We start from the raw sequence: 24,879 nt of genomic DNA on the forward strand, positions 1-24,879 counted from the left end.
GGGGGCGTGGTGCCCGAGGAGATGATCGCCACCATGGCGCCGGGCGGGATCGTGTTCGCGCTGTCCAACCCCGACCCCGAGATCCACCCGCAGATCGCGGCCAAGTACGCCTCGGTGGTGGCCACCGGCCGCAGCGATTTCCCGAATCAGATCAACAACGTGCTGGCCTTCCCCGGGGTGTTCCGCGGTGCGCTGGAGGCCGGTGCCCGGCGGATCACCGAAAAGATGATGGTCGCCGCGGCCGAGGCGATCTTCTCCGTCGTCAGCGACGACCTGGCGCTCGACCGCATCGTTCCCAGCCCGCTGGACACGCGGGTCGGGGAAGCGGTCGCCTCCGCGGTGGCGCTGGCCACGGAAGCCTCAGACACGACCGTCGCCGGGGGGTGAGAATCGGCAGGCTGGCGGTGCCGCTGCTCGCCGCCGTGGTGGCCGTGGCCGGTTGCGCAACCGACACCGGTGACCGCCGGGCCCGTGCCGAGGTGGTGGTCGGTTCCCGCCCGGACGCCGACTCGGCGCTGCTGGCCGGCGTCTACGTCGCCGCCTTGCGGTCATACGGATTCGGTGCGCGGTTCCAGGCGACCACCGACCCGAAGGCCCAATTGGATTCGGGCGCAGTCACCGTCGTGCCCGCCTTCACCGGCCGCGTGTTGCAGGCGTTGCAGCCCGGCGCGACGGCAATGTCGGACAAAGACGTCTACCGCGCGATGATCGCCGCGCTGCCCGAGGGTGTCGTGGCGGGGGACTACACGACGGCCGCGGAGGACAAGCCCGTGTTGCTGGTGAGCCAGCCGACGGCCAAGTCCTGGGGCGGCAGCGAGGTCAGCGCGGACCTGAGCACGCTGCCCCGGCACTGCGACGACCTCGTCGTCGGCGCTGTCGGCGGGCAGCCGGAACCGTCGGCGATCGGCGCCTGCCGGCTCGCCGCCCCGCGCGAATACCCGGACAAGGCAACGATGTTCGCCGCGATCAGGTCCGGCCAGCTGACCGCCGGGTGGACCACCACGGCCGACCCGGGCGTGCCCGGCGACCTGGTCGCGCTGGCCGACGGCAAGCCCGCGCTGATCCGCGCGGAGAACGTGGTGCCGCTGTATCGGCGCAACGCGTTGAGCGAACGGCAGTTGCTGGCGATCAACGAGGTGGCCGGCGTGCTGGACACCGCCGCCCTGGTCGAGATGCGCCGCCAGGTGCGCGTGGGTGCCGACCCGCAGGCGGTGGCGGGAGGCTGGCTGGCCGAGCATCCGCTCGGCCGCTGACGATTAGCGCTTCGGCAGCAAACGGTGCACTACCTGTTGAAATCGGCCCATGATCGGCCCACCGAGCAGGAGTTCTGGTCTTGAACCCGTCAGTCGCACGACCAGGTCCATCGCTTTGACGTCCGGGCCCACCAGCACCCTGGGCTTGTTTTTGCGCACGCCATCGAGGATGACTTGAGCGGCCCGCTGCGGGGTGGTCTTGGCCTGCTGCTCCTCGAACAGACTAGCCAACTCCGCATGGTCGACCCCTTCGACGGCGGCCGCGTTGCGGGCGAACGCGGTTTTGACGCCGCCCGGATGCACCGTCGTCACCCGCACCGGGTGACCGGCCCGCACCATCTCCTGCTGCAGCGCCTCGCTGAATCCCCGCACGGCGAACTTGGCCGAGACGTAGGCCGCCTGGCCGGGCGCGGAGAACAGGCCCAGCGCGCTGGAGATGTTGATGACGTGCCCGTCGCCGGAAGCGATCAGGTGCGGGAGGAACGCCTTGGTGCCGTTGACGACGCCCCAGTAGTCGACGTCGATCACCCGCTCGATGTCCTTGAACCGGCTGTCCTCGATGGAGCCGATAAACGTGATGCCGGCGTTGTTAAAGATCTGGTTGACCTGGCCGAAGTGCTCGGCGACGGCGTCGGCGTAGGCCAGGAAGGCCTCGCGGCCGGTCACATCGAGCCGGTCCGACTTGAACGCCGTGCCGATCGCCGTCAGCTGTTCGGCGGTCTGGGCCAGCCCCTCGGTGTCGACGTCGCTGATCGCCACCTTGGCACCGGCCCGGCCCAGCTCGACCGCCAACGCCTGGCCGATACCGGAACCCGCTCCGGTGACCACGGCGACCTTGCCGGCGAACCTATCCATGCAAACTCCCTCGACCAGGGTTAACCGCTTGACGCTAATCGTTACCAGCGATGCTGGCTACAGCAGGGCGAAACGGTGAATCGGCGACCCTCGACACTGAGAGATCGATCACTGCTTGGGCAGCAACCGGCCCATCACCGGGCCGAAGAGCTGCTGGTAGTACGGGCCCGCCAGCCGCACCATCACGTCCAGGAGTTTTGCGTCCGTGCCGACCAGCACCCGGGCCTTCTTCTTGCGGACCGCGTCCAGGATGATCTGGGCGGCGCGCTGCGGGCTGGTCCTGGCGAGCCGCTTGTCGAACAGCTTCGCGAGCTGCTCGGGGTCGACTCCCTCGGCGGCCGTCGCGTTGCGCGCGATCGCGGTCTTGATGCCACCCGGGTGCACCGTGGTGACCGCCACCGGGTGGCCGGCCGCGACCATCTCCTGCCGCAGCGCCTCGGTGAAGCCCCGCACGGCGAACTTGGCCGAGTTGTAGGCCGCCTGCCCGGGCACCGAGAAGAGCCCGAACACGCTGGACACGTTGACGACGTGGCCGTCGCCGGAGGCGATCAGGTGCGGGAGGAACGCCTTGGTGCCGTTGACGACGCCCCAGAAGTCGACGTCCATCACCCGTTCGATGTCCTTGAACTGGCTGACCTCCACGTCGCCGGTGAAGGCGATGCCGGCGTTGTTGTAGATCTGGTTGACCTTGCCGAAGTGCTCCTTGACGCCGTCGGCGTAGGCCAGGAAGGCCTCGCGCTCGGTCACGTCGAGCCGATCCGACTTGAACGACGCGCCGATCGCCCTCAGCTGCTCCTCGGTCTGGCCCAGGCCCTCGAGGTCGACGTCGCTGATCGCCACCTTGGCCCCCGAGCGGGCCAGCTCCAGGGCCAGCGCCTGCCCGATACCCGAACCCGCGCCCGTCACCACCGCGACCTTGCCGGCGAACCCTTGCATGAGCACCCTTCCTTCTTTGGCACGTTTGCGTCGAGGCTAGCCGGTACCAGCGGTCCCTGATACCTGCGGGTCACCGAAGCCCGTCAGGCGAAGGCCGTGTCGAGGATCTCCTGCTGCTCGACGGCGTGCACCTTCGACGACCCCGACGACGGCGCCGACATCGCCCGGCGCGAGATGCGCTTGAGGCCGGTCAGCTTGTCGGGCAGCAGCTCGGGCAGCTCCAGCCCGAAACGCGGCCAGGCGCCCTGGTTGGCCGGCTCCTCCTGGACCCAGAAGTATTGCTGCACGTTGGGGTAGCGGTCCAGCGTTTCATTCAGCCGGCGCTTCGGCAGCGGAGCGAGTTGCTCGATCCGCACGATCGCCACGTCGTCGCGGTTGTCCTTGGCCTTGCGGGCCACCAGCTCGTAATAGAGCTTGCCGCTGGTCAGCAGGACCCGGGTGACTTTGCCGCGGTCACCGATGCCATCCTCGTAGGTCGGCTCTTCGAGCACCGAGCGGAACTTGATCTCGGTGAAGTCTCGGACGTCGCTGACCGCCGCCTTGTTGCGCAGCATCGACTTCGGGGTGAACACGATCAGCGGACGCTGCACGCCGTCGAGGGCGTGCCGGCGCAACAGGTGGAAGTAGTTGGACGGCGTAGAGGGCACCGCGATCGTCATCGACCCCTCCGCCCACAGCTGCAGAAAGCGCTCGATGCGCCCCGAGGTGTGGTCGGGACCCTGACCCTCGTGGCCGTGCGGCAGCAGCAGCACAACGTTGGACAGCTGGCCCCACTTGGCCTCGCCGGAGCTGATGAACTCGTCGATGATCGACTGCGCGCCGTTGACGAAGTCGCCAAACTGCGCCTCCCACAACACCAGGGCGTCAGGGTTGCCCACCGTGTAGCCGTACTCGAAGCCCACGGCGGCGTACTCCGACAGCGGCGAGTCGTAGACCAGGAACTTGCCGCCGGTCGGGGTGCCGTCGGCGTTGGTCGCCAGCAGCTTGAGCGGCGTGAACTCGGCGCCGGTGTTGCGGTCGAAGATCACCGAGTGCCGCTGGGAGAAGGTGCCGCGGCGGGTGTCCTGCCCGGAGAGCCGCACCAGCTTGCCCTCGGCCACCAGCGAGCCCAGCGCCAGCAGTTCGCCGAACGCCCAGTCGATCTTGCCCTCGTAGGCCATCTCGCGCCGCTTCTCCAGCACCGGCTGCACCCGCGGGTGTGCGGTGAAGCCGTCGGGCAGGGCCAGGAACGCGTCACCGATGCGGGCCAGCAGCGCCTTGTCCACCGCGGTGGCCAGCCCGGCCGGCAGCATCTGGTCCGCCTCGACCGACTCGCTGGGCTGCACGCCGTGTTTCTCCAGCTCGCGGACCTCGTTGAACACCCGCTCCAGCTGGCCCTGGTAGTCGCGCAGCGCGTCCTCGGCTTCCTTCATCGAGATGTCGCCGCGGCCGATCAGGGCTTCGGTGTAGCTCTTGCGCACCCCGCGCTTGATGTCGACGACGTCGTACATCGCCGGGTTGGTCATCGACGGGTCGTCGCCCTCGTTGTGCCCGCGCTTGCGGTAGCACAGCATGTCGATGACGACGTCCTTCTTGAACTCCTGCCGGAAATCGACGGCCAGCTTGGCCACCCACGCGCACGCTTCCGGGTCGTCGCCGTTGACGTGAAAGATCGGCGCCCCGATCATCTTCGCGACGTCGGTGCAGTACTCGCTGGACCGCGAATACTCCGGCGCGGTGGTGAAGCCGATCTGGTTGTTGGCGATGATGTGGATGGTGCCGCCGACGCGATAACCGGGCAGGTTGGCCAGGTTCAGCGTCTCGGCGACCACGCCCTGACCGGCGAACGCGGCGTCGCCGTGCAGCATCATCGGCACCACCGAGAAGGCCTTTTCGTCCCCTTGGTCCTCGGCGCCGTGGTCGAGCAGGTCCTGCTTGGCGCGCACCAGACCCTCGAGCACCGGGTCGACGGCTTCCAGGTGCGACGGGTTGGCCGTCAACGACACCTGAATGTCGTTGTCGCCGAACATCTGTAGGTACACGCCGGTGGCGCCCAGGTGGTACTTGACGTCGCCGGAGCCGTGCGCCTGCGCCGGGTTGAGGTTGCCCTCGAACTCGGAGAAGATCTGCGAGTACGGCTTGCCGACGATGTTGGCCAGCACGTTGAGCCGGCCCCGGTGCGGCATGCCGATGACCACCTCGTCGAGGCCGTGCTCGGCGCACTGGTCGATCGCCGCGTCCATCATCGGAATGATGCTTTCCGCGCCTTCCAGTGAAAAGCGTTTCTGGCCAACATATTTGGTCTGCAGGAAGGTCTCGAAGGCCTCGGCCGCGTTCAGCTTGCTCAGGATGAACTTCTGCTCGGCCACCGTCGGCTTGACGTGTTTGGTCTCGACGCGCTGCTGCAGCCATTCCTGCTGCGAGGGTTCGAGAATGTGGGTGTATTCCACGCCGATGTGGCGGCAGTAGGCGTCGCGCAACAGACCCAGCACGTCGCGCAATTTCTTGTATTCGCAACCGGCGAAACCGTTGACCTTGAACACCCGGTCCAGGTCCCACAGCGTCAGGCCGTGATTGAGGATCTCGAGGTCGGGGTGGCTGCGGAACCGGCTGCCGTCCAAGCGCAGCGGGTCGATGTCGGCCATCAGGTGACCGCGATTGCGGTAGGCCGCGATCAACTCCATCACCCGGGCGTTCTTGTCGACGATCGAATCCGGGTTGTCGGTGCTCCAGCGCACCGGCAGGTACGGGTTGCCCAGCTCGCGGAAGATCTCGTCCCAGAACGCGTCCGACAGCAGCATCTCGTGGATGGTGCGCAGGAAGTCGCCGGACTCCGCGCCCTGGATGATGCGGTGGTCGTAGGTCGAGGTCAGGGTGATCAGCTTGCCGATGCCCAGCTCGGCGATGCGTTCCTCGCTGGCGCCCTGGAACTCGGCGGGGTACTCCATGGCGCCCACCCCGATGATGGCGCCCTGGCCGTTCATCAGCCGCGGCACCGAGTGCACGGTGCCGATGGTGCCCGGGTTGGTCAGCGAAATGGTCACGCCCGCAAAGTCTTCGGCGGTCAGCTTGCCGTCGCGGGCGCGCCGCACGATGTCTTCGTAGGCGGTGACGAACTGCGCGAACCGCATGGTTTCGCAGCCCTTGATCCCGGCGACCACCAGGGAACGCTTGCCGTCCTTGCCCTGCAAGTCGATGGCCAGGCCCAGGTTGGTGTGCGCCGGCGTCACCGCGGTGGGCTTGCCGTCGATCTCGGCGTAGTGCCGATTCATGTTGGGGAACTTCTTGATCGCCTGCACCAGCGCATAGCCCAGCAGGTGGGTGAACGAGATCTTGCCGCCGCGGGTGCGCTTGAGCTGGTTGTTGATGACGATCCGGTTGTCGATCATCAGCTTGGCGGGCACGGCGCGCACGCTGGTCGCCGTCGGCACGTCCAGCGACGCCGACATGTTCTTGACGACAGCCGCGGCGGCGCCGCGCAGCGTCTGCAGCTCGTCACCCTCCGCGGGCGGGGGAGTGGCGGCCTTGGCCGGCCGCGGCGCGACCCCATTGCCGGCGGCAGTGCTGACGGGAGGTGTGGGCTTGGCCGGCTCGGGGGACGGCGGGGCCGCCGGGGCCGGCGCCGGGGCGGCCGGCGCGCCGTCACCGCTGGTCGGGGCGGTGGGCGCGGGCTCGTTGGCGGGCTCGGGGTTGTAGTCGACCAGAAACTCGTGCCAGCTCGGATCGACGGACGAGGGGTCGTCGCGGAACTTGCGGTACATCTCCTCGACCAGCCATTCGTTTTGCCCGAACGGTGAACTTATGTTGCTCACGACCGCAGTTCGCCTCAATCCTTCTTTTTCGCAGGCGCATTCCCGCGGCGCCTACACCCTTGTCGGCCCCGGATGGCCGAACACTCATACCCATGGCGGTACCCATTGTTCCGCCCTATAAAGGCTAACCTTTCACCGCCGATCCGCCAGGCTGACCGGGGGCACCGGGTGGGGGCTAGCCCGGCCGCGCCCGCGATCGCCACGGCCGCGCTTGCGATCACGGCTAGCCGGCTTCGTGGACCGGGGGGACCAGATGCAGCGCGCGGGGCCAGCGCGCGGGCGGTGTGCCGAAAGCCCGGCCGGCGTTGCGGATCATCTTCTTGCCGGCGAGGTAGTTGCCGATGGCGCCCACCACGACCCCGACCCCGACCGGCAGCAGTTTGCCGAACAGCAGGGCGCCGCGCCGCACGGTGTACTTGCGCACCCACGACTTGAGCAGCCGTGAGTTCAGCTTGGACATCGACGACAGCGGCAGGGCGGCCAGGCTCTCGGAGATCCAGCCGCCGTTGGTGCGGCCCGGGCCGACCAGCTGGGCGACGGCGTGCTTGCTGTTGTCGCCGACGAGCACCGCCAGCACCAGCGCGCGGCGTCGCTCCCGGTGATCGGCCGGGATGTCGTAGACCACCGCCGTTGCCAGCACCAGGAACGCGGTGGCCTCCAGGAAGGTCACCGTTTCGGCGGCGGCGGCGGACAGGGCGCTGATCGTGCCGATGCCGGGGATGGTCGCCGCGGCCCCCACGGCAACACCGCCTGCCGTCACAACGGCCAGGTAGCGCTTGTGCAGCTTGGCCAGGATCTCGGCCGGGCTGGCGTTGGGGTGCGCGTTGCGCAGCCGGGTCACATAGGCCTCGGCGGCCGGGCCCTGCAACCGCGAGCTTCGCTCGATGACCTGCGCCAACGCGCGCGCGGACATCTTGGGCCGACCGTTGTCGGCCCTCGGTGCCGACCCCGGGTCGGACATCGTGAAAAACCGGTTCGGCGACTTGTTCCGTCGAGCCCGCATATCGTCTCTCCTGCAAATGGCGTTCTTTCAGGCTAACGCGCCCGCGGGAAATCCCGACGTGTTATGCCCCCCGACCCGATCCTCAGCCGTCGGCCTCTTGCCGCACCGGGAATAATGCAGGCTGGATGTCTGCGACGGTCCGCGCCGTTTCTCGGTCCCCATGCTGTTTACCCGCCGGGTAACGCCTGCGTGGGCCGGTCCAGGCCGATCAGATGGGCCGAGCCGACTGAACGGCATCGTCGGGAGCGAAACGAGGTGGGGTGGATGAGCACGGCTACGCCCCGCACGCCCGGGGGAGGGCGCGCGGGATCGGCGTCGCCCCGGGCCGCCAACCGCTGGGACTTTCTCACCCGGAGCTCGCCGCAGTCACAGAACCCCTGGAACCCGCTGTGGGCGATGATGATCGGCTTTTTCATGATCATGGTCGACTCGACCATCGTCGCCATCGCCAACCCGACGATCATGGGCAGCCTGCGCATCGGCTACGACACGGTGGTCTGGGTGACCAGCGCCTACCTGCTGGGCTACGCGGTGGTGTTGCTGGTGGCCGGGCGGCTGGGTGACCGGTTCGGACCCAAGAACCTGTATCTGATCGGGTTGGTGGTGTTCACCGTCTCCTCGGTGTGGTGCGGGCTGGCGGGCAGCGCGGCCATGCTGATCGCGGCGCGCGTCGTGCAGGGCGTCGGGGCCGGGCTCCTCACCCCGCAGACCTTGTCGACCATCACCCGGATCTTCCCGGCGGAGCGGCGCGGCGTCGCGGTGAGCCTGTGGGGGGCCACCGCCGGTGTCGCCAGCCTGGTGGGCCCGTTGGCCGGCGGTGTCCTGGTCGACAGCCTGGGATGGCAGTGGATTTTCTTCGTCAACGTCCCCATCGGCGTCCTCGGGCTGGGGTTGGCGTACTGGCTGATTCCGGTGCTGCCCACCCAGTCGCATCGCTTCGACCTGGTCGGGGTCACCCTGTCCGGGATAGGGATCTTCCTGATCGTGTTCGGGCTGCAGCAGGGGCAGGCCGCGCACTGGCAACCCTGGATCTGGGCGTTGATCGTCGCGGGCGTCGGATTCATGACGGCCTTCGCGTTCTGGCAGTCGCTGAACGCCCACGAGCCGCTGATTCCGTTGGTCATCTTCAGCGACCGCGATTTCAGCCTGTGCAACGTCGGGGTGGCCATCATCTCGTTCGCCGCCACGGCGATGATGCTGCCGCTGACGTTCTACGCGCAGGCCGTGTGCGGGCTCTCGCCGACCCGCTCGGCCCTGTTGATCGCGCCGATGGCGATCGCCAACGGTGTCTTCGCGCCGTTCGTCGGCAAGATCGTCGACAAATACCATCCGCAGCCCGTGCTCGGTTTCGGTTTCTCGGTGCTGGCCATCGCGCTCACCTGGATCACCTTCGAGATGACACCGACGACGCCGATCTGGCGGCTGGTTATGCCGTTCTTCGCGATGGGCGTCGGGATGGCCTTCGTGTGGTCACCGTTGACGGCCACCGCGACGCGTAACCTGCCGCCGCACCTGGCCGGCGCGGGGTCCGCGGTGTACAACTCCGTGCGCCAGCTCGGCGCGGTGCTCGGCAGCGCCGGCATGGCCGCGTTCATGACCTGGCGGATCACCGCCGAGATGCCGCGCCAGCCGTCCGGCGACGCCGTCGGCGAGGACGCGCTCGCCCTGCAGTTGCCTGCGTTCCTGCGCGATCCGTTCGCCGCCGCGATGTCGCAATCGGTGTTGTTGCCGGCGTTCGTCGCGTTGTTCGGCATCGTCGCGGCGCTGTTCCTGGTGGGCTTTGCGCCCTGGTCGGGTGACGGCAGGGGCGGCGACGATCCGCTGCGACCCGACGACGACGTCGACGACGACTACGACGACGACGAGTACGTGGAATTCGTTCTGGTGCGCGAATCCGACGTCGAGCGCAGACGCGACCCCGAACCGTCCCGGCCGCCGGTCGACCGGCCGCGCCCGGCGTCCGCCGCAGTGCCGCGCCGCGGCCCGGCCGCGCAGCCCGAACCGATCGGCCACGCCCACAACGGGTCCCATGTCGACAGCGGCAAACGCCTGCGTCAGGTGGCGGTGCGGCGCTCGCCCAAGCCCCTCCCGCCGGGCGAGCGGCTCACCCGGCCCCCGCGCCGGCCCCATAGCGGTTCCGCGGGACGGTATCTCCCCGACGGTGAATCGCCGCGCGGTCACCATCACCGCTCGAATCCCGACGACGATCCCACCGGCTCGGGCCGGCACTCCTCGACCGGTTAGCCGGACCGCCGACCCGGCTGCGTGAGCGCCAGGAACGCGCCCAGGTCGATCAGGCCCGCGGGGGTGGCGGGCAGATACTCGGTCAGCGACGGCGAGCGCACGATCACGGCCGCAAACTGGGCCCGGCTCACCGCGACGTTGAGCCGATTCCTGTTGAGCAGAAACGAGATTCCGCGCGGCACCACGTCCGTGGACGACACGGTCATCGAGATGAAGACGACGGGCGCCTGCCCGCCCTGAAACTTGTCGACCGTCCCCACCCGCACCCCGTCGAGCCCAGCGGCGGCCAGCCGGCGGCGCAGCAGCGCCACCTGGGCGTTGTAGGGCGCCAGCACCAGCACGTCGGCGGCCGTCAACGCCCGGGTGCCGTGTTCGTCGGTCCATGACGCGCCGAGCATGCGGTCGATCTCGGCGACGATCGCGCCGGCCTCCTCGGGGCTTTCGGTCGAATTTCCTTGGTGCTCAACCGAAAGCAACTGCAGGCCCGGTCGATACCCGTCGAGGCGTCGGGCGGCGGTGCATTCGTGGGACTGCAGTCTGTCGTCGTAGGACAGCGCCGACACGGCGGCGCACACGGCCGGATGCATGCGGTAAGAGAGGTCCAGGAAGTAGCCGCGTGCGTCGGGCAGGGTGCGCTGACCGTCGACCAGCCACTCCAGCGCGGAGCTGTCCACCGGCTCCGGGTGCGTGCCCTGGCTGACTTGCGGCAACTGCGCAGGGTCGCCGAGCAGCAGCAGGTTGGCGGCGGCGGGTGCCACGGCGATGGTGTTGGCCAGGCAGAATTGGCCGGCCTCGTCGATGACCAGCAGATCCAGGCTTCCCGGCGGTATCCGATTGGCGTTGGCGAAATCCCAAGCGGTTCCGCCGATCACACATCCCGGCGTGTCGGCGAGAAACGCGGCGTACGCGGCGCCGTCGATCTCCCGCCAGCGCGGGGCGTGGTGGTCGTAGCGCTTCTTCGCGATCCGGTGCGGATCCAGGCCGGCGTCGATCACGCAGTCCAGCACGTTCTCCACCGTGACGTGTGATTGCGCGACGACACCGATGCGCCAGCCGCGTTGGGTGACCAGGTGGTGGATCACGCGGGCGGCGGTGTGGGTCTTGCCGGTACCGGGCGGCCCGTGCACCGCCAGGTACGACGAGTCCAGATCGAGTAGTGCCGCGGTGATGTCGGCGACGGTGTCGCCGCTGCGCGGGAGCGCAATGCCGCCCCGGGTGCGTGGCGCGCGGCGCAACAGCACGTCGACGATGGCGCTGTCGGGTAGGTGCGGCAAGCCGTCGGCCACCGTGGCGGCGGTGGCCTCGATGGACTCGCGCAGGGCGGTCGTCGGGATCGGTGGGCCGGGAGTCAACGCGAACGGCAGCTGGTGAAAGGTGTTGCCGTCACCGCCAACTCGCTCCAGGACCACCACTTCGGTGGGCACCGCCACATCGTCGGTCTCGACGACCGAGGCCCGCCCGGCCGCCCGCCGGTCCGGGCTGTCGCTCATGCCGGGCGGCGCCGGCGGGTGATAGAGCGCGAAGACGTCGCTCTTCAAATCCCCGCGCGCCAGCTCACCGCGCAGCCGCAGCCGCCGCTGCGGTTTGCGTGCCCGCGGCGGCGTGTGCCAGTCGAGGGCGACCGACGCGTGGTCGACGACGAACACGTCGGTGTTGTCGGCCCACTCCTCGATCGGGAAGTTCAGCCGGTCGAAATGCGCCCACCAGAAGGGTTTGTCCTCGCGCCGGTGGTAGCCGCGCGCCGCGCCCAGCAGCGCCACCGCGGTCTGCTGCGGGGTCCGGTCGTCGATGCCGGCCGCTCCGCTGAACGCGGACAGCGTCACCGCCAGTCCGTCGCGGTCGTCGACGGTGTTGCCGTCGGCCACCGGCTGGGCACCGACCGGTACAACGCCGGATTCGTAGGCGCGCAACATCAGCCAGTTCCGCAGTTCCTGCGTCGACCGGCAGTCGTAGTGGTTGTAGTCCTCGATCTCCTTGAGCACGGATGCCGCCTCGTCGCCACGCCCGTCCTCCCGGAGTTCGCAGTACCGGGCGTAGGAGGTGATCGAACCGGTGGCGGTGGTCACGTCACCCGCGCGTAGTTGGGCGCCCATGTAGAGCGGCTCGAGCGCCTTGAGGCTGAACGACTCGGCGCCCACGCGAATGCTCCTGCGCACCAACGGGTAAAGGTCGACCAGCGTCCCGCTGCGCAGCAGTTCGTCGACTTCGTCCTCGCCCACTCCGTAGCGCCCGGCGAGCCGCAACAAAGCGGTTTTCTCGTAGGGCGCGTAGTGGTAGATGTGCATGTTGGGCCGGCGTTTGCGGCGTTTGGCCACCAGCGCCAAGAAGTCGATCAGCGCCTTGCGTTCCTCGGCCCGGTCGTGCGCCCACAGCGGGCGGAACTTGCCCGTCGGCCCGGCTTCGAGCACACCGAACAGATATTCCAGCCCCCATTCGCGACCATCGGTGGTCCACAGCGGGTCACCCTCGAAATCGAAGAACAGGTCTCCCGGGTCGGGCTCGGGCAGCAGGGCCAGCGGCTGCGGGTCGATGACCTCGACCTGGGGAACGCCGGTTTCCCGTTGGCGCACCTGTAATTTCGCCTGGACGGTCAGTTTGTCCAGCACGCCGCCCGCCAGGTCGGGCACCGGCCCGCGATGCTCGGCCAGCTCGGCGACCGTGCTGATGCCCGCGTCAAAGAGCTTGTCGCGCTGGCCCACTCGCAGGCCGGCGACCAGTAACACGTCGTCGGCCGCCCGCAGCTGTTCGAGGCATAGGGGACAGTGAAAGCACGCGGCCACGCCGTCGTCGTCCCAGCGCACCGCCGCGCCGGCGGCGTAGTGGTCGTCGAGGAGGCGCTGCAGCCGGGCGCGCTGGGAGCGGTAGACCGGGATCAGGTCGCAGGTCCGGTGCCGCACCGCGGTCCCGTCGCCCAGCCGTAGTTCGGCCTCCGGCGCGACCGGGACGCCCGAGGCGGCCAACGCGTCGGCGTAGGCGGCCACCTGCAACAGCGCGGTGACCTTGGCCGAACGGGCCAGTTTGGTGTCCACGACGCGATACCGCTGCCCGTCGCGGATCAGAAAATCAGCGAAGCCGATGAAGCGGCCGTCGAACATGGCGGCTTGATAGATCACCGGCGCACGGTCGGCGACGGCGCGGCGGGTGGCGTCCGCGGCCGCGGTCAGGCCGGCGGGCGTGTAGGCGGGGCGGCCGATGATCGCGACGTCCTGCCCGAACCGGTCGCGCAGCGAGGCCAATTCGCGCCGCTCGTGTTCGCTACCGAGGGCGGCCGTCCGCGTGAGCAGTTCGTCCTCTACGGTGACCGCCGGGCCGCGCCCCAGCTTCGCGTCGAAATCCCGCAGCAGCGCGTATTCGCAGCGGGCCGCGGCGGCCAGATCCGATGCGCTGTAAACGATGCTGTCGCCGGAGACCAACACTCGAGCCACAGTAGGCCAGCGCTCCGACATGACGGTCACACCGGGCGGGCGTGCCCGGAGATCAGTGGGCGGGCGTATTGCCGATCAGCTCGACGGCGTTGCCGTTCCAGTGGAATTTCACATTGGTGTTCAGGCCGTTGATCCCGCTGGGGTAGGTCAGCGCCACGGTGTCGCCCGTGGTTTGCGCGGGGTCGACGCCGTTGAATCCGTAGGTGTCGGGCACGCCCTGGGGGATGAACTGGCCGAGGTGAAACAGCACCGCACGGGTGGTCGGGCTGACCGCGTTGGTGTTGGCCTTGATGATGACGGCCGAGAGCTGCGCGCACTGGTTGTAGTTGCCGGCCAGCGGTTCGGGGTTCCAGGGCTGCTGGCTGCGCGGGTCGCGGGGCAGCTCGGACACCACCTTCGCGATGGTGGGCGAGGCGAGGTTGACCGCGCAGGGGTCGGCCGGCGGGGCGTTGCCGGGCTGGGCGGCCGCCGACGGGGTGGCCGGAGCCGTGATCGACGCGGTCTCCGACGTCCTGGCCGGCGGCGTCTTGGCGACGGTGGAGTCGCTCGAACCGCAGCCGGCCAGAGTGAAGGCGATGAGAGCGATAGCGGCCGAGCCGGTCAGTGGCTCGGTACGACAGGGCAACGACCACACATCTGGGCACCGTACCGTCATCGGGTGCGAGGTCGTGGCAGGCATGGCCGGGTGTGCCGATGATCACCTGATCGGCCGCCTGGCCATAGACCCGCAGCGCTCAGCGTCCGCTGAGCTCGCGGTCACCACGGGGCCCTCGGGTGGTGACCCGCAGCGCTCAGCGTCCGCTGAGCTCGCGGTCACCACTAGACTCCTTGGACGATGACCCTCCCGGACAGCTCGCCTGAAGCTGCCTCACCGACGTTTGCCGACCTGCAGATCAATCCCTCGGTCCTGCGGGCGATCGCCGACGTCGGCTACGAATCGCCCACCGGCATCCAGGCCGCGACCATCCCGGCGCTGATGGCCGGCTCCGATGTCGTCGGGCTGGCCCAGACCGGCACCGGCAAGACCGCCGCGTTCGCGATCCCGATCCTGTCCAAGATCGACGTCACCAGCACCGCCACCCAGGCGCTGGTGCTCGCCCCGACCCGCGAACTCGCCCTGCAGGTGGCCGAGGCGTTCAGCCGGTACGGGGCCCACCTGCCCAAGATCAACGTGCTGCCGATCTATGGCGGCTCGTCCTACGGCGTGCAGCTGGCCGGGCTCCGCCGCGGCGCCCACGTGGTGGTCGGCACACCGGGCCGGGTGATCGACCACCTCGAGCGCGGCACCCTGGATCTGTCCCACGTCGACTACCTGGTGCTCGACGAGGCCGACGAGATGCTCACCATGGGCTTCGCCGAAGAAGTCGACCGCATCCTGTCCGAAACCCCGGAATACAAGCAGGTGGCGCTGTTCTCCGCGACCATGCCGCCGGCGATCCGCAAGATCACCACCAGGTACCTGCACGATCCGCTCGAGGTCAGCACCAAAGCGAAAACCGCTACCGCCGAGAACATTTCGCAGCGCTACATCCAGGTCGCCGGCCCCCGCAAGATGGATGCGCTGACGCGGGTGCTGGAAGTCGAACCGTTCGAGGCGATGATCATCTTCGTCCGAACCAAACAGGCCACCGAGGAGGTCGCCGAAAGGCTGCGGGCCCGGGGCTTTTCGGCCGCAGCCATCAACGGGGACATCCCGCAGGGCCAGCGTGAGCGAACCGTGGCCGCCCTGAAGGACGGCAGCATCGACATCCTGGTCGCCACCGACGTGGCCGCGCGCGGGCTGGACGTGGAGCGGATATCGCACGTGCTCAACTACGACATCCCGCATGACACCGAGTCTTATGTGCACCGGATCGGGCGCACCGGCCGGGCGGGCCGCTCGGGAACCGCGCTGCTGTTCGTCTCCCCGCGCGAGCGTCACCTGCTCAAGGCGATCGAAAAGGCCACGCGCCAAACGCTCACCGAAGCCGAATTGCCCACCGTCGAAGACGTCAACGCCCAGCGGGTGGCCAAGTTCGCCGACTCCATCACCACCGCGCTCGGTTCTCCGGGGATCGACCTGTTCCGCAAGCTGGTCGAAGACTACGAGCGCGAGCACGACACCCCGATGGCCGACATCGCCGCCGCGCTGGCGCTGCAATCCCGCGACGGCGAGGAATTCCTGATGGCGCCCGAACCGCCGCCGGAGCGGCGCGAGCGGCGCACCGAACGTCGCGACCGCCCCGAAAGGCCAAGGAACGCAAAGCCCTTCGCCACCTATCGCATCGCGGTGGGTAAGCGGCACAAGATCGGCCCGGGTGCGATCGTCGGCGCCATCGCCAACGAGGGCGGGCTGCATCGCAGCGATTTCGGCCACATCGCGATCGGGCCGGATTTCTCCCTGGTGGAATTGCCGGCCAAGTTGCCCAAGTCGATCTTCAAACGCCTTGAGCACACCCGCATTTCGGGGGTATTGATCAACTTGCAACCGGAGCGGTCGTCCGCCAGGCCCCGCAGCCAAGACGGTGGGAAGCCGCGCAGGAAACACGGCGGATGACGCTGTCCGAAGAACAAGACGCCCAGGGCGGCCTCGAGCAGACCTCTCGCGTCGACCGGGTCGCCTCGCTGACCGGGATCCGCGCGGTCGCCGCGCTCCTCGTCGTCGGCACCCACGCGGCCTACACCACCGGTAAGTACACGCACGGCTATTGGGGCCTGGTCGGTTCCCGGATGGAGATCGGGGTACCGATCTTCTTCGTGCTCTCCGGCTACCTGTTGTTCCGCCCGTGGGTGAAGGCGGCGGCGAAAGGCGGTCGTTCGCCGTCGCTGAGTCGCTATGCGTGGCACCGGGTTCGGCGCATCATGCCCGCCTACGTCATCACGGTGTTGTTCGCCTACGTCCTCTACCACTTCCGCAATGCCGGGCCCAACCCCGGCCACAGCTGGCTGGGCCTGGCGCGCAACCTGACGCTGACGCAGATCTACTGCAACGGCTACCTCGGCAAGTACCTGCACCAGGGGCTGACCCAGATGTGGAGCCTTGCGGTGGAGGGATCGTTCTACGTCATCCTGCCGCTGCTGGCCTACCTGCTGCTGGTGGTGATCTGCCGGCGACAATGGCAGCCGAAGTTGGTGCTCGGCGCGCTGGCGGGGATGCTGTTGATCAGCCCGGCCTGGCTGGTGCTGGTGCACACCGATCACTGGTTTCCCGACGGGGCACGGCTGTGGCTGCCCACCTATCTGGCGTGGTTCCTCGCCGGCATGATGCTGACCGTGCTGCAGGAGATGGGGGTGCGCGGCTACGGGTTCGTGGCCATACCGCTGGCGGTCATCTGCTATTTCATCGTGTCCACGCCCATCGCCGGCGCGCCCACGACCTCCCCGGCGACGCTGAGCGAGGCGTTGTTCAAGACGTGCTTCTATGCCGTCATCGCCGCGCTCGCGGTGGCACCGCTGGCCCTGGGCGACGACCATGGTTGGTATTCGCGGGTACTGGCCAGCCGCCCGATGGTGTGGCTGGGGGAGATCTCCTACGAGATCTTCCTGATCCACTTGATCACCATGGAATTCGCGATGGACTACATCGTCGGCGCGCGGGTCTACACCGGCCCGATGCTGTACCTGTACGTCGCGACGCTGGTGGTGACGATCCCGCTGGCGTGGCTGCTGCACCGGTTCACCCGCGTGCGGGAGTGACCACGCCGGCTAGTCGCGGGCGGACACCGGCGTCACGATCGGGACGACGAATTCCTCGATCATCGCCCGCTCCTCGGCTTCGTCATGGCCCGGGTGGGTCAGCAGCGAAACGATCACCCGCACCATCCAGCGGCCGCGGCGTTCGATGACGGCGGGATCGTCGGGTCCCAGCGATTGCAGGAACGCCACCGCCAACGCCGCGATGACGTCGGACTGTCCGGCCAGTTCGCCACCTACCGGCGGGCGGGTGGTGGCGAACCAGGATGCCAGCGCCGGGCTTTCGCGAACCATCGCCAGCGTGACGAGGATGCTCGCGACCAGCCGTTCGCGTGGGTCCTCGATGTCGCCGGTGCGCGCGATGATCTCGCGGCCCAGCCGGTGGGTTTCGCGGTGGACGTAGGCGGTTCGCAGCGCCTCGCGGTTCTCGAAATACCGGTACAGCGTCGCGCGGGAACAGCCTGCGGCGCGGGCGATTTCGTTCATGCCGATCGAGTCGGAATCGCGCTGGGTGTAGAGCCGCTCGGCGGCGTCGAGGATCCGGTCGGCGGCCGCCTCGGTCCGGTGCGTGCCCAGCCAGTCGTTGCCTGCCATCAGGACGTCGTCCGGATCGGCACCGACAGCGGGCGCCGGACGTAGCTGCCGCCGGCCCAGACGATGCCGGATTCGTCCACCTCGAAGTCCGGGCACCGGGTCAGGAGTTCGGTCAGTGCGACGCGCGATTGCATCCGCGCGGCGGCGGCGCCCAGACAATGGTGTGCGCCGTGGCTGAACGTCAGGATGTTGCGGGGGCAGCGGGTGACGTCGAGTTCGCCTGCGTCCGAGCCGTATTGGCGTTCGTCGCGGTTGGCCGAGCCGTAGAGCAACAGCACCCTGCGCCCGGCCGAAATGGTGGTCTCGCCGACGGTCACGTCCCGGGTGACCGTGCGGGCCAGGCCCTGCACCGGTGAGGTCATCCGCAGCAGTTCCTCGACGGCATCGGGAATGCGGTCGGGGTCGTCCACCAGCAGCTGACGCTGGTCGGGTCGTTCGTGCAGCAGCGGCATCGAACCGCCGAGCATGCCGGTGACGGTGTCGTTGCCGCCGGTGACCATGGTGAACGTGAACGCCAGGATCGACAGGGTGCCGGCGATGTCACCGTTGGCACCGACCCCGGCGGCCACCAGGTGCGAGATGGTGTCGTCCTCGGGTTCGGTCCGGCGCCGTTCGATCAACCCGGTGAAGTAGGCCATCATCGACCCGACGGCATCGCCGACGGTCTCCAGGGCGCCGGCGACGCCGCCTTCGGCGGTGTTGGCCGCGACGATGGCCTGGGTCCAGCCGTCGAACTGGGCCCAATCCTCCTCGGGCACACCGAGATAGTGGGCGACCACCATCGACGGCAGCGGCTTGAACAGCTCCGCGACGATGTCGCCGCCGCCGGCCGAACGCAACCCCTCGATGCGCTCGACGACGAACTCGGTGACCTTGGGCTCCACCGCCTCCACCTGCCGCGGGGTGAAGCCCCGCGACACCAGCTTGCGGAACTGCGTGTGTACCGGGGGATCCTGCATCACGAACGGTGGATTGTCCTGCAGCCCAATCAGTTCCAGGTCGTCATAGTTGACGGTCAGACCCTTGGCGGAGGAGAAGGTTTCGTGGTCGCGGGCCGCGGCCCACACGTCGGCGTGCCGGGAGAGCACGTAGTAGTCATGCTCGGGGTGGTTGGCCGGCACGACGTGGTGCACCGGGTCGTGGTCGCGCAGCGCGCGGTACATCGGCCACGGGTTGGGCCAGGTGTCGGCGGTGGCCAGCTGGAAAGCGACCGGCGCTTCGTGAGACATAACAGCAGCCATGTCTCATTCGTACGACAGTCGTGACGATATGTCAACCCTGCCGCACGCCGGGCGCCCCGCTGGCCGGGCGCCCACCACCGAGCGCCCGGCTGGCCGGGCACTCGAGAGCAAAGGCCTAAATAGCCGCGCCCGGGTTCAAAATGCCCTGCGGATCCAGCGCCTGCTTGATGCGCCGGTTCAAATCCATCACGTCGGGGCCCAGATAGCCGGCCAGCCAGGGCCGCTTCAACCGGCCGACGCCGTGCTCGCCGGTGATGGTGCCGCCCAGGCCGACGGCGAGATCCATGATCTCGCCGAACGCCAGGTGCGCGCGTTCGGTCATGTCGGCGTCGGCGGGGTCGTAGACGATCAGCGGGTGGGTGTTGCCGTCGCCGGCGTGCGCGATCACCGAGATCATCAGGTCGCGTTCGGCGGCGATGCGCGCGATCCCGGTCACCAGGCGGCCCAGCGCCGGCAGCGGCACGCCGACGTCCTCGAGCAGGAGCGACCCCTTGGCTTCGACGGCCGGGATGCAGAACCGCCGGGCCACGACGAACGCCTCGCCCTCGTCGGGATCGTCGGTCGAAAAGACTTCCGTCGCAGCGCGTTCCGCGAATACCTCGGCCATGATCTCGGCGTCCTCGCTGCCGGCGCGGCCGCGCTCGTCCGATCCCGCCACCAGCATGGCGGCCGCCCCGCGGTCGAGATCCATGCGCAGGGTGTCCTCGACGGCGTTGATCGCCACCGAATCCATGAACTCCAGCATCGAGGGACGAAGCCGCGCGGTGACGCCGAGCACCGCCTCGACCGCATCCTCGACCGTGGCGAAGCTCGCCACCACGATGCTGGACGCGTTCTGCTTGGGCACCAGCCGCAGTGTCACCTCGGTGACGACGCCCAGGGTGCCCTCGCTGCCGACGAACAGCTTGGTCAGCGACAGGCCCGCAACGTCCTTCAACCGTGGCCCGCCCAGCCGCACGGCCGTCCCGTCGGCCAGCACGACCTGCATGCCCAGCACGTAGTCGGTGGTGACGCCGTACTTCACGCAGCACAGCCCGCCGGCGTTGGTGGCGATGTTGCCGCCGATGCTGCAGATCTCGAACGACGACGGATCGGGCGGATACCACAGGCCGTGCTCGGCGACGGCCTTCTTCACCTCGGCGTTGAACAGTCCCGGCTGGCATACGGCGGTGCGGGTCACCGGGTCGACGGTGATGTCGCGCATCTTCTCGGTGGACAGCACGATGCCGTCGTCCAGCGCGGTCGCCCCGCCGGACAGGCCGCTGCCGGCACCACGGGTCACGACGGGCACCCGGTGGGCGGTAGCCCAGCGCAGCACGGTCTGCACGTCTTCGGTGCGCCGCGGCCGCACCACGGCCAGCGGCTTGCCGGCCGACGGGTCGAAGGCGCGGTCCTGGCGATAACCCTCGGTGACGGTCGGGTCGGTGACCACCATCCCGTCGGGCAGATCGGCGATCAGGCCGGCCAGGGCGTCAGAGCTCACGGCCCGATCCTAAGCCCGTGTCACGGGCCGGGGTCCTCGGCGAACTCCGGCGCGCGGTCCAGTTCCCGCAGCGACGGCAGCCGGCAGGCCGCCAAGCCGATCAGCAGGATCGGTACCGCCAGCGCCAGGAACGTGACCTTCAGCCCGGCGGCGTCGGCCAACGGGCCCGCGACCAGCAAACCCAACGGTCCCGCGGCGTACGTCAGGCCCGACATCACCCCGACCACCCGACCGCGCAGCCGATGCGGCGCGCGGGTCTGCATGACGTAGTTGTAGATCGGTTGGATGGGGCCGTAGACCAGGCCGGTTACGCCGCACAACACCAGGATCACCGGCAATGGGGGCAGGAACGCGATGCCGGCCGTCGCGGCACCGAAGGTGAGGGTCGCGGTCAGCACCGCCGTGCGCCGCCGGGTGTATCTCGACACCACGGCGTAGCCGAGCGCGCCCACCACGCCGCCGACCCCGAGCGCCATCAGCGCCCACCCCAACTGGGCGGGTTGGTGCTGGTCGGCGAAATACTTTGGAAACAACACGCTTTCCATCGGCAGGTACAGCGCGGTGACGAACAAGTCGATCAAGCCTAGGGTGCGCAGCACGCGCAGGTTCCAGACGAACCGCATCCCTTCGGCGACGCCGGAAACCAGTCCCACCGGGCGGCTCGCCTCCTGTGGCCTTCCGGCGCCTTCCAGCCGCAGCCCCCCGATCGCCAGGAAGGACAAGCCGAAACAGCCCGCCGTGACCCACATCGTGTTGATGCCGCCCAGCGTGGCGATCATCAACCCGCCGATGCCGGGGCCCAGGATCAAGGCCAAATTCAGGATCGCCTCGTAGCTGCTATTGGTGCGGTCCAGGGACCAGCCCGCGCGGGCGGCCGCCTCAGGCAGCATCGACTGACGCGCCGTGGTCCCGGCGGGATCGAAGGCGGCCGCGCAGCAGGCCAACACAGCCAACTCGGCGACGTTGATTGCTTCGGCGCCGAAGAACCAAGCGGTCAGCGGCACACCGATGACCGCCATGCCGGACAGGGAATCGGAGACCAGCGACACCCGGCGGCGTCCGAAGAAATCGACCGCGGTGCCGGCGATCAGCGTGGAGAGCACCAACGGCAGCGTCATGGCAGCGGCCACGATCGAGGCGCCCTTGGCGCTGTCGTGGTGCTGCAGTGCCAACCATGGGAAGGCCACGATCGAAATGCCGGTGCCCGTCGTTGCAAGCAGCGTCGCGAACAGGATCAGGGACGCCGGGCCGCGGCTCGTATGGCTCATGAATATCGCGGGAAATCTAACCGCAAACCGGCGGCGCGAGCCACTGGATTTCGTGGTCACCCTGACGGAATGCAGGATGTTGATGTGCTCGCCCACCCACGTACCGGCCAGGAGTTCGGCTCACCGGTCGGTGCCGGCACCGGATGGCCGGGCGATCCGGCCACCCCGCAGACCCCCGTGGCGGGCGACGCCGCCGCGGTCGCCGAACTCGCCGAGCGCGCCGGCTCGATTCCCGAAATCGACGCTCTGGTCAGCGTCTGCCGGGCCTGCCCGCGGCTGGTTGACTGGCGCGAGGACGTCGCCGTCGTCAAGCGTCGGGCCTTTGCCGACCAACCGTATTGGGGGAGACCGGTGCCCAGCTGGGGGTCGGCGCGGCCCCGCTTGCTGATCGTCGGATTGGCGCCCGCCGCCCACGGCGCCAACCGGACGGGACGGATGTTCACCGGCGACCGCTCGGGCGACCAGTTGTACGCGGCGCTGTACCGGGCCGGGCTGGTGAACCAACCGACCAGCGTCGACGCCGCGGATGGCTTGCGGACCAAGCACATTCGCATCGTCGCGCCGGTGCGGTGCGCGCCTCCCGCCAACGCGCCGACGCCGCAGGAGCGCGACACCTGCTGGCCCTGGCTGCGGGCCGAATGGCGGTTGGTCTCCGCGGATGTTCGCGTGGTGGTGGCCCTGGGCGGATTCGGCTGGCAGATCGCGCTGCGGCTACCGGGCACCACGACCGGGCGAAAGCCCCGGTTCGGCCACGGCGTCGTCGCTGATCTCGCGCCCGGTGTACGACTGCTCGGCTGCTACCACCCAAGCCAGCAAAACATGTTCACCGGTAGGTTGACACCAGCAATGCTCGACGACGTCTTCCGTGACGCTAAGGAACTGGCAGGAATCAAGTGACCGACGTTCTGGTATCCGGCGCCAGCGTGGCTGGTGCGGCGGCCGCGTTTTGGCTTGGGCAGCATGGCTTTTCAGTCACCGTGGTGGAGCGCCATCGGGGGCCGCGGCCGGGCGGTCAGGCGATCGACGTGCGGGGGCCGGCGCTGACGGTGCTCGACCGGATGGGGCTGCTGGGCGCCGCCCAAAAGCGCAAGACGCAAATCCGGGGCTCGTCGGTCGTCGACCGTGACGGCAACGAGTTGTCCCGGGACACCGAGTCGACACCGACCGGTGGCGCCATCGACAGTCCCAACATCGAGCTGTTGCGCGACGATTTGGTCGAATTGCTTTACGGCGCAAGCCAATGGTCGGCCGAATACCTCTTCGACGACACCATCACCGCCCTGGACGACGACGGGACGGCGGTCCGCGTGACCTTCGAGCACGCCGCGCCGCGCAGTTTCGACCTGGTCATCGGCGCCGACGGATTGCATTCCAACGTGCGGCGTTTGGTCTTCGGGCCCGAAGACGACTTCATCGAGAGGCTGGGCACCCACGCGGCGATCTTCACCGTGCCCAATTTTCTGGACCTGGACTACTGGCAGATGTGGCACTACGGCGACTCCACCATGGCGGGGGTATACAGCGCGCGTAACAACGCCGAGGCGCGGGCCATGTTGGGCTTCATGGACACCGATCTGCGGATCGACTATCGCGACACCGAGGCCCAATTCGCCGAGCTTGCGCGGCGGATGGCCGACGACGGCTGGGTCCGTCCGCAACTGCTGGAGTACATGCGCAGCGCGCCGGACTTCTACTTCGACGAGATGTCGCAGATCAAGATGGATCGCTGGGCGCGGGGCCGGGTGGCGCTGGTCGGTGACGCCGGCTACTGCTGCTCGCCCCTGTCGGGCCAGGGCACCAGCGTCGCGCTGCTGGGTGCCTACATCTTGGCCGGCGAACTCAAGGCGGCCACCGAGGGCGAGACGCTCGACCATGCGGCCGGCTTCGCCAACTACCACCGCGAGTTCAGCGACTACGTCAAGCGCAACCAATGGCTGGTCGTGGACAACATTCCGGGCGGCGCGCCGATACCCCAGGAGGTGTTCGACCGCATCGTCGCCTCGATCACCCTCAGAGAGTACTGAGCCGAGCGGGAACGTTTGCCGGCCCGCGCGCGTTGACGCCAACGTGCGTCTTTCCGTCCTTGATCTCATCCCGGTGCGCACCGACCAGACCACCGGCGACGCGCTGGCGGCCACCGTGCAACTGGCCCAGGCCGCGGATCGGCTGGGCTTCACCCGCTACTGGGTCGCCGAGCACCACAACATGCCGTCGGTGGGTGCCACCAGCCCACCGGTGGTGCTCGCCTACCTGGCCGCGCAGACCGCGCAGCTTCGGCTCGGCTCGGGTGGCGTGATGCTGCCCAACCACGCGCCGCTGGCGGTCGCCGAGCAGTTCGCGCTGCTGGAGGCCGCCGCCCCAGGCCGCATCGACCTCGGCATCGGCCGCGCACCCGGCTCCGATCCGGTGACGTCGTATGCGCTGCGCGGCGGTCGGGACGATCGTGACATCGAGAACTTCCCGGAGTATCTCGACGACGTGGCGGCGCTGATGAGCGCTCGCGGCGTGCGGGTTCCGCTGCGCTCGGGTGACTACACCCTCAAGGCCACCCCGGCCGCGGCGGGCGAACCGCGGCTATGGCTGTTGGGTTCGTCGATGTACTCGGCGCATCTGGCCGCCGCCAAGGGGTTGCCGTATGTGTTCGCACATCACTTCTCCGGCAACGGAACCGAAGAGGCGCTCGAGGTCTACCGTGCGCGATTCAAGCCCAGCGAGCTGACCGCCGAGCCGCTGACCTTCCTGACGGTGAACGCCGCCGTGGCCGAAACCCGCGAGGAGGCAACGGCTTTGATGTTGCCCAACCTGCAGATGATGGCCCGGTTGCGGACCGGGCAGCCGCTCGGGCCGGTGCCGCTGGTCGAGGAGGCCGCGGTCGCCCAGTTGACCGGCCAGCAGCAGCGGATCGTGGAGAGCGGGCTGCAGCGCGCCGTCCTGGGGGCGCCGGCGGAGGCCGCCGAGCAGATCCGGGCACTGGCCGACCGGTTCGGCGTCGACGAAGTCATGGTCAACCCGGTGGCATCGGCGCGCCGCGGCACCGATCCCAGCACCGGCCCGGCGCGGGTCGCGACGCTGGAACTGCTGGCCAAAGAGCTGTTCTGACACCGCCGGCGGTGA

Annotated in this window: 18 protein-coding genes; 8 read left to right on the forward strand and 10 right to left on the reverse strand. The window is 68.8% G+C overall.

Annotated elements, in window-relative coordinates:
- Both A5659_RS02340 and A5659_RS02345 read left to right on the forward strand, forming a co-directional pair.
- On the forward strand, positions 1–387 hold a 387-nt coding region (locus tag A5659_RS02340; RefSeq protein WP_304441588.1), incomplete at its 5' end, for a malic enzyme-like NAD(P)-binding protein.
- Positions 384–1,253 (forward strand): glycine betaine ABC transporter substrate-binding protein, encoded by an 870-nt coding sequence (locus A5659_RS02345; RefSeq protein WP_067179109.1) that lies wholly within the window; start codon positions 384–386, stop codon positions 1,251–1,253. The genes A5659_RS02340 and A5659_RS02345, both read left to right, overlap by 4 nt.
- A 3-nt stretch (positions 1,254–1,256) precedes the next feature.
- Here A5659_RS02345 and A5659_RS02350 read toward each other — a convergent pair whose 3' ends face one another.
- The 4 genes from A5659_RS02350 to A5659_RS02365 all read right to left on the reverse strand — a co-directional run bounded on the left by A5659_RS02350 (position 1,257) and on the right by A5659_RS02365 (position 7,838).
- Positions 1,257–2,108 (reverse strand): SDR family oxidoreductase, encoded by an 852-nt coding sequence (locus A5659_RS02350; protein WP_067025379.1) that lies wholly within the window; start codon positions 2,106–2,108, stop codon positions 1,257–1,259.
- Positions 2,109–2,216: 108 nt separating this feature from the next.
- Complete coding sequence (locus A5659_RS02355) at positions 2,217–3,044, reverse strand: SDR family oxidoreductase (RefSeq protein ID WP_067179111.1); 828 nt, start codon at positions 3,042–3,044, stop codon at positions 2,217–2,219.
- An 83-nt stretch (positions 3,045–3,127) separates the two neighbouring features.
- Positions 3,128–6,835, reverse strand: coding sequence for a multifunctional oxoglutarate decarboxylase/oxoglutarate dehydrogenase thiamine pyrophosphate-binding subunit/dihydrolipoyllysine-residue succinyltransferase subunit (locus A5659_RS02360; protein WP_067179113.1), 3,708 nt, complete (start codon positions 6,833–6,835; stop codon positions 3,128–3,130).
- 223 nt (positions 6,836–7,058) lie between these two features.
- Complete coding sequence (locus A5659_RS02365) at positions 7,059–7,838, reverse strand: hypothetical protein (protein ID WP_067179116.1); 780 nt, start codon at positions 7,836–7,838, stop codon at positions 7,059–7,061.
- A 264-nt stretch (positions 7,839–8,102) separates the two neighbouring features.
- On the opposite strand from A5659_RS02365, the gene A5659_RS02370 reads away from it, so the two are divergent.
- The gene (locus A5659_RS02370) at positions 8,103–10,082 is read left to right on the forward strand and encodes an MFS transporter (RefSeq protein WP_067179118.1); all 1,980 of its coding nucleotides are present in this window, start codon (positions 8,103–8,105) and stop codon (positions 10,080–10,082) included.
- Here the strand turns inward: A5659_RS02370 and A5659_RS02375 are convergent.
- Both A5659_RS02375 and A5659_RS02380 read right to left on the reverse strand, forming a co-directional pair.
- Positions 10,079–13,498, reverse strand: coding sequence for a TM0106 family RecB-like putative nuclease (locus A5659_RS02375; RefSeq protein ID WP_067179120.1), 3,420 nt, complete (start codon positions 13,496–13,498; stop codon positions 10,079–10,081). The genes A5659_RS02370 and A5659_RS02375 overlap by 4 nt on opposite strands.
- 61 nt (positions 13,499–13,559) lie before the next feature.
- Positions 13,560–14,162 (reverse strand): LppP/LprE family lipoprotein, encoded by a 603-nt coding sequence (locus A5659_RS02380; RefSeq protein ID WP_066863897.1) that lies wholly within the window; start codon positions 14,160–14,162, stop codon positions 13,560–13,562.
- A gap of 180 nt (positions 14,163–14,342) precedes the next feature.
- Between A5659_RS02380 and A5659_RS02385 the strand changes: the two genes are divergently transcribed.
- Both A5659_RS02385 and A5659_RS02390 read left to right on the forward strand, forming a co-directional pair.
- Positions 14,343–16,043 (forward strand): DEAD/DEAH box helicase, encoded by a 1,701-nt coding sequence (locus A5659_RS02385; RefSeq protein WP_067179122.1) that lies wholly within the window; start codon positions 14,343–14,345, stop codon positions 16,041–16,043.
- On the forward strand, positions 16,040–17,182 hold the full coding sequence (locus A5659_RS02390; RefSeq protein ID WP_066880332.1) for an acyltransferase: 1,143 nt from the start codon (positions 16,040–16,042) through the stop codon (positions 17,180–17,182). Before A5659_RS02385 ends, A5659_RS02390 begins: the two co-directional genes overlap by 4 nt.
- A 9-nt stretch (positions 17,183–17,191) precedes the next feature.
- Here A5659_RS02390 and A5659_RS02395 read toward each other — a convergent pair whose 3' ends face one another.
- From A5659_RS02395 to A5659_RS02410, 4 genes are all read right to left on the reverse strand, one after another.
- Positions 17,192–17,773 carry a TetR/AcrR family transcriptional regulator gene (locus tag A5659_RS02395; protein ID WP_067179124.1) on the reverse strand — a complete coding sequence of 194 codons (582 nt, stop codon included), beginning with the start codon at positions 17,771–17,773 and terminating at the stop codon, positions 17,192–17,194.
- Positions 17,773–19,014 carry a cytochrome P450 gene (locus A5659_RS02400; RefSeq protein WP_197497887.1) on the reverse strand — a complete coding sequence of 414 codons (1,242 nt, stop codon included), beginning with the start codon at positions 19,012–19,014 and terminating at the stop codon, positions 17,773–17,775. Before A5659_RS02400 ends, A5659_RS02395 begins: the two co-directional genes overlap by 1 nt.
- Positions 19,015–19,129: 115 nt before the next feature.
- Positions 19,130–20,497: an FAD-binding oxidoreductase gene (locus A5659_RS02405; RefSeq protein ID WP_067179128.1), complete on the reverse strand. Its 1,368-nt coding sequence runs from the start codon at positions 20,495–20,497 to the stop codon at positions 19,130–19,132.
- Positions 20,498–20,517: 20 nt separating this feature from the next.
- A complete protein-coding gene (locus tag A5659_RS02410) occupies positions 20,518–21,765 on the reverse strand; it encodes an MFS transporter (RefSeq protein WP_067179134.1) in 1,248 nt (415 codons plus the stop codon).
- A 69-nt stretch (positions 21,766–21,834) separates the two neighbouring features.
- Between A5659_RS02410 and A5659_RS02415 the strand changes: the two genes are divergently transcribed.
- The 3 genes from A5659_RS02415 to A5659_RS02425 are packed head-to-tail and all read left to right on the forward strand — an operon-like array spanning position 21,835 to position 24,864.
- A complete protein-coding gene (locus A5659_RS02415; RefSeq protein ID WP_066880342.1) occupies positions 21,835–22,662 on the forward strand; it encodes a uracil-DNA glycosylase in 828 nt (275 codons plus the stop codon).
- The gene (locus A5659_RS02420) at positions 22,659–23,789 is read left to right on the forward strand and encodes an FAD-binding protein (RefSeq protein WP_067179130.1); all 1,131 of its coding nucleotides are present in this window, start codon (positions 22,659–22,661) and stop codon (positions 23,787–23,789) included. The genes A5659_RS02415 and A5659_RS02420 overlap by 4 nt, the downstream gene beginning before the upstream one ends.
- A 43-nt stretch (positions 23,790–23,832) precedes the next feature.
- Positions 23,833–24,864, forward strand: a complete 1,032-nt coding sequence (locus A5659_RS02425; protein ID WP_066880344.1) for an LLM class flavin-dependent oxidoreductase — start codon at positions 23,833–23,835, stop codon at positions 24,862–24,864.
- The last annotated feature ends 15 nt before the right edge of the window (positions 24,865–24,879 follow it).

It is taken from the genome of Mycobacterium sp. 1165196.3 (assembly GCF_001673415.1).
Taxonomy (GTDB): domain Bacteria; phylum Actinomycetota; class Actinomycetes; order Mycobacteriales; family Mycobacteriaceae; genus Mycobacterium; species Mycobacterium europaeum_A.

Excerpts from the sequence above, each read along its gene's own strand:
- A5659_RS02350 (WP_067025379.1), bottom strand. The coding sequence starts at position 2,108 with ATGGATAGGTTCGCCGGCAAGGTCGCCGTGGTCACCGGAGCGGGTTCC.
- A5659_RS02355 (WP_067179111.1), bottom strand. The coding sequence starts at position 3,044 with ATGCAAGGGTTCGCCGGCAAGGTCGCGGTGGTGACGGGCGCGGGTTCG.
- A5659_RS02365 (WP_067179116.1), bottom strand. The coding sequence starts at position 7,838 with ATGCGGGCTCGACGGAACAAGTCGCCGAACCGGTTTTTCACGATGTCC.
- A5659_RS02370 (WP_067179118.1), top strand. The coding sequence starts at position 8,103 with ATGAGCACGGCTACGCCCCGCACGCCCGGGGGAGGGCGCGCGGGATCG.
- A5659_RS02380 (WP_066863897.1), bottom strand. The coding sequence starts at position 14,162 with ATGACGGTACGGTGCCCAGATGTGTGGTCGTTGCCCTGTCGTACCGAG.
- A5659_RS02385 (WP_067179122.1), top strand. The coding sequence starts at position 14,343 with ATGACCCTCCCGGACAGCTCGCCTGAAGCTGCCTCACCGACGTTTGCC.
- A5659_RS02390 (WP_066880332.1), top strand. The coding sequence starts at position 16,040 with ATGACGCTGTCCGAAGAACAAGACGCCCAGGGCGGCCTCGAGCAGACC.
- A5659_RS02395 (WP_067179124.1), bottom strand. The coding sequence starts at position 17,773 with ATGGCAGGCAACGACTGGCTGGGCACGCACCGGACCGAGGCGGCCGCC.
- A5659_RS02400 (WP_197497887.1), bottom strand. The coding sequence starts at position 19,014 with ATGGCTGCTGTTATGTCTCACGAAGCGCCGGTCGCTTTCCAGCTGGCC.
- A5659_RS02410 (WP_067179134.1), bottom strand. The coding sequence starts at position 21,765 with ATGAGCCATACGAGCCGCGGCCCGGCGTCCCTGATCCTGTTCGCGACG.
- A5659_RS02415 (WP_066880342.1), top strand. The coding sequence starts at position 21,835 with ATGCAGGATGTTGATGTGCTCGCCCACCCACGTACCGGCCAGGAGTTC.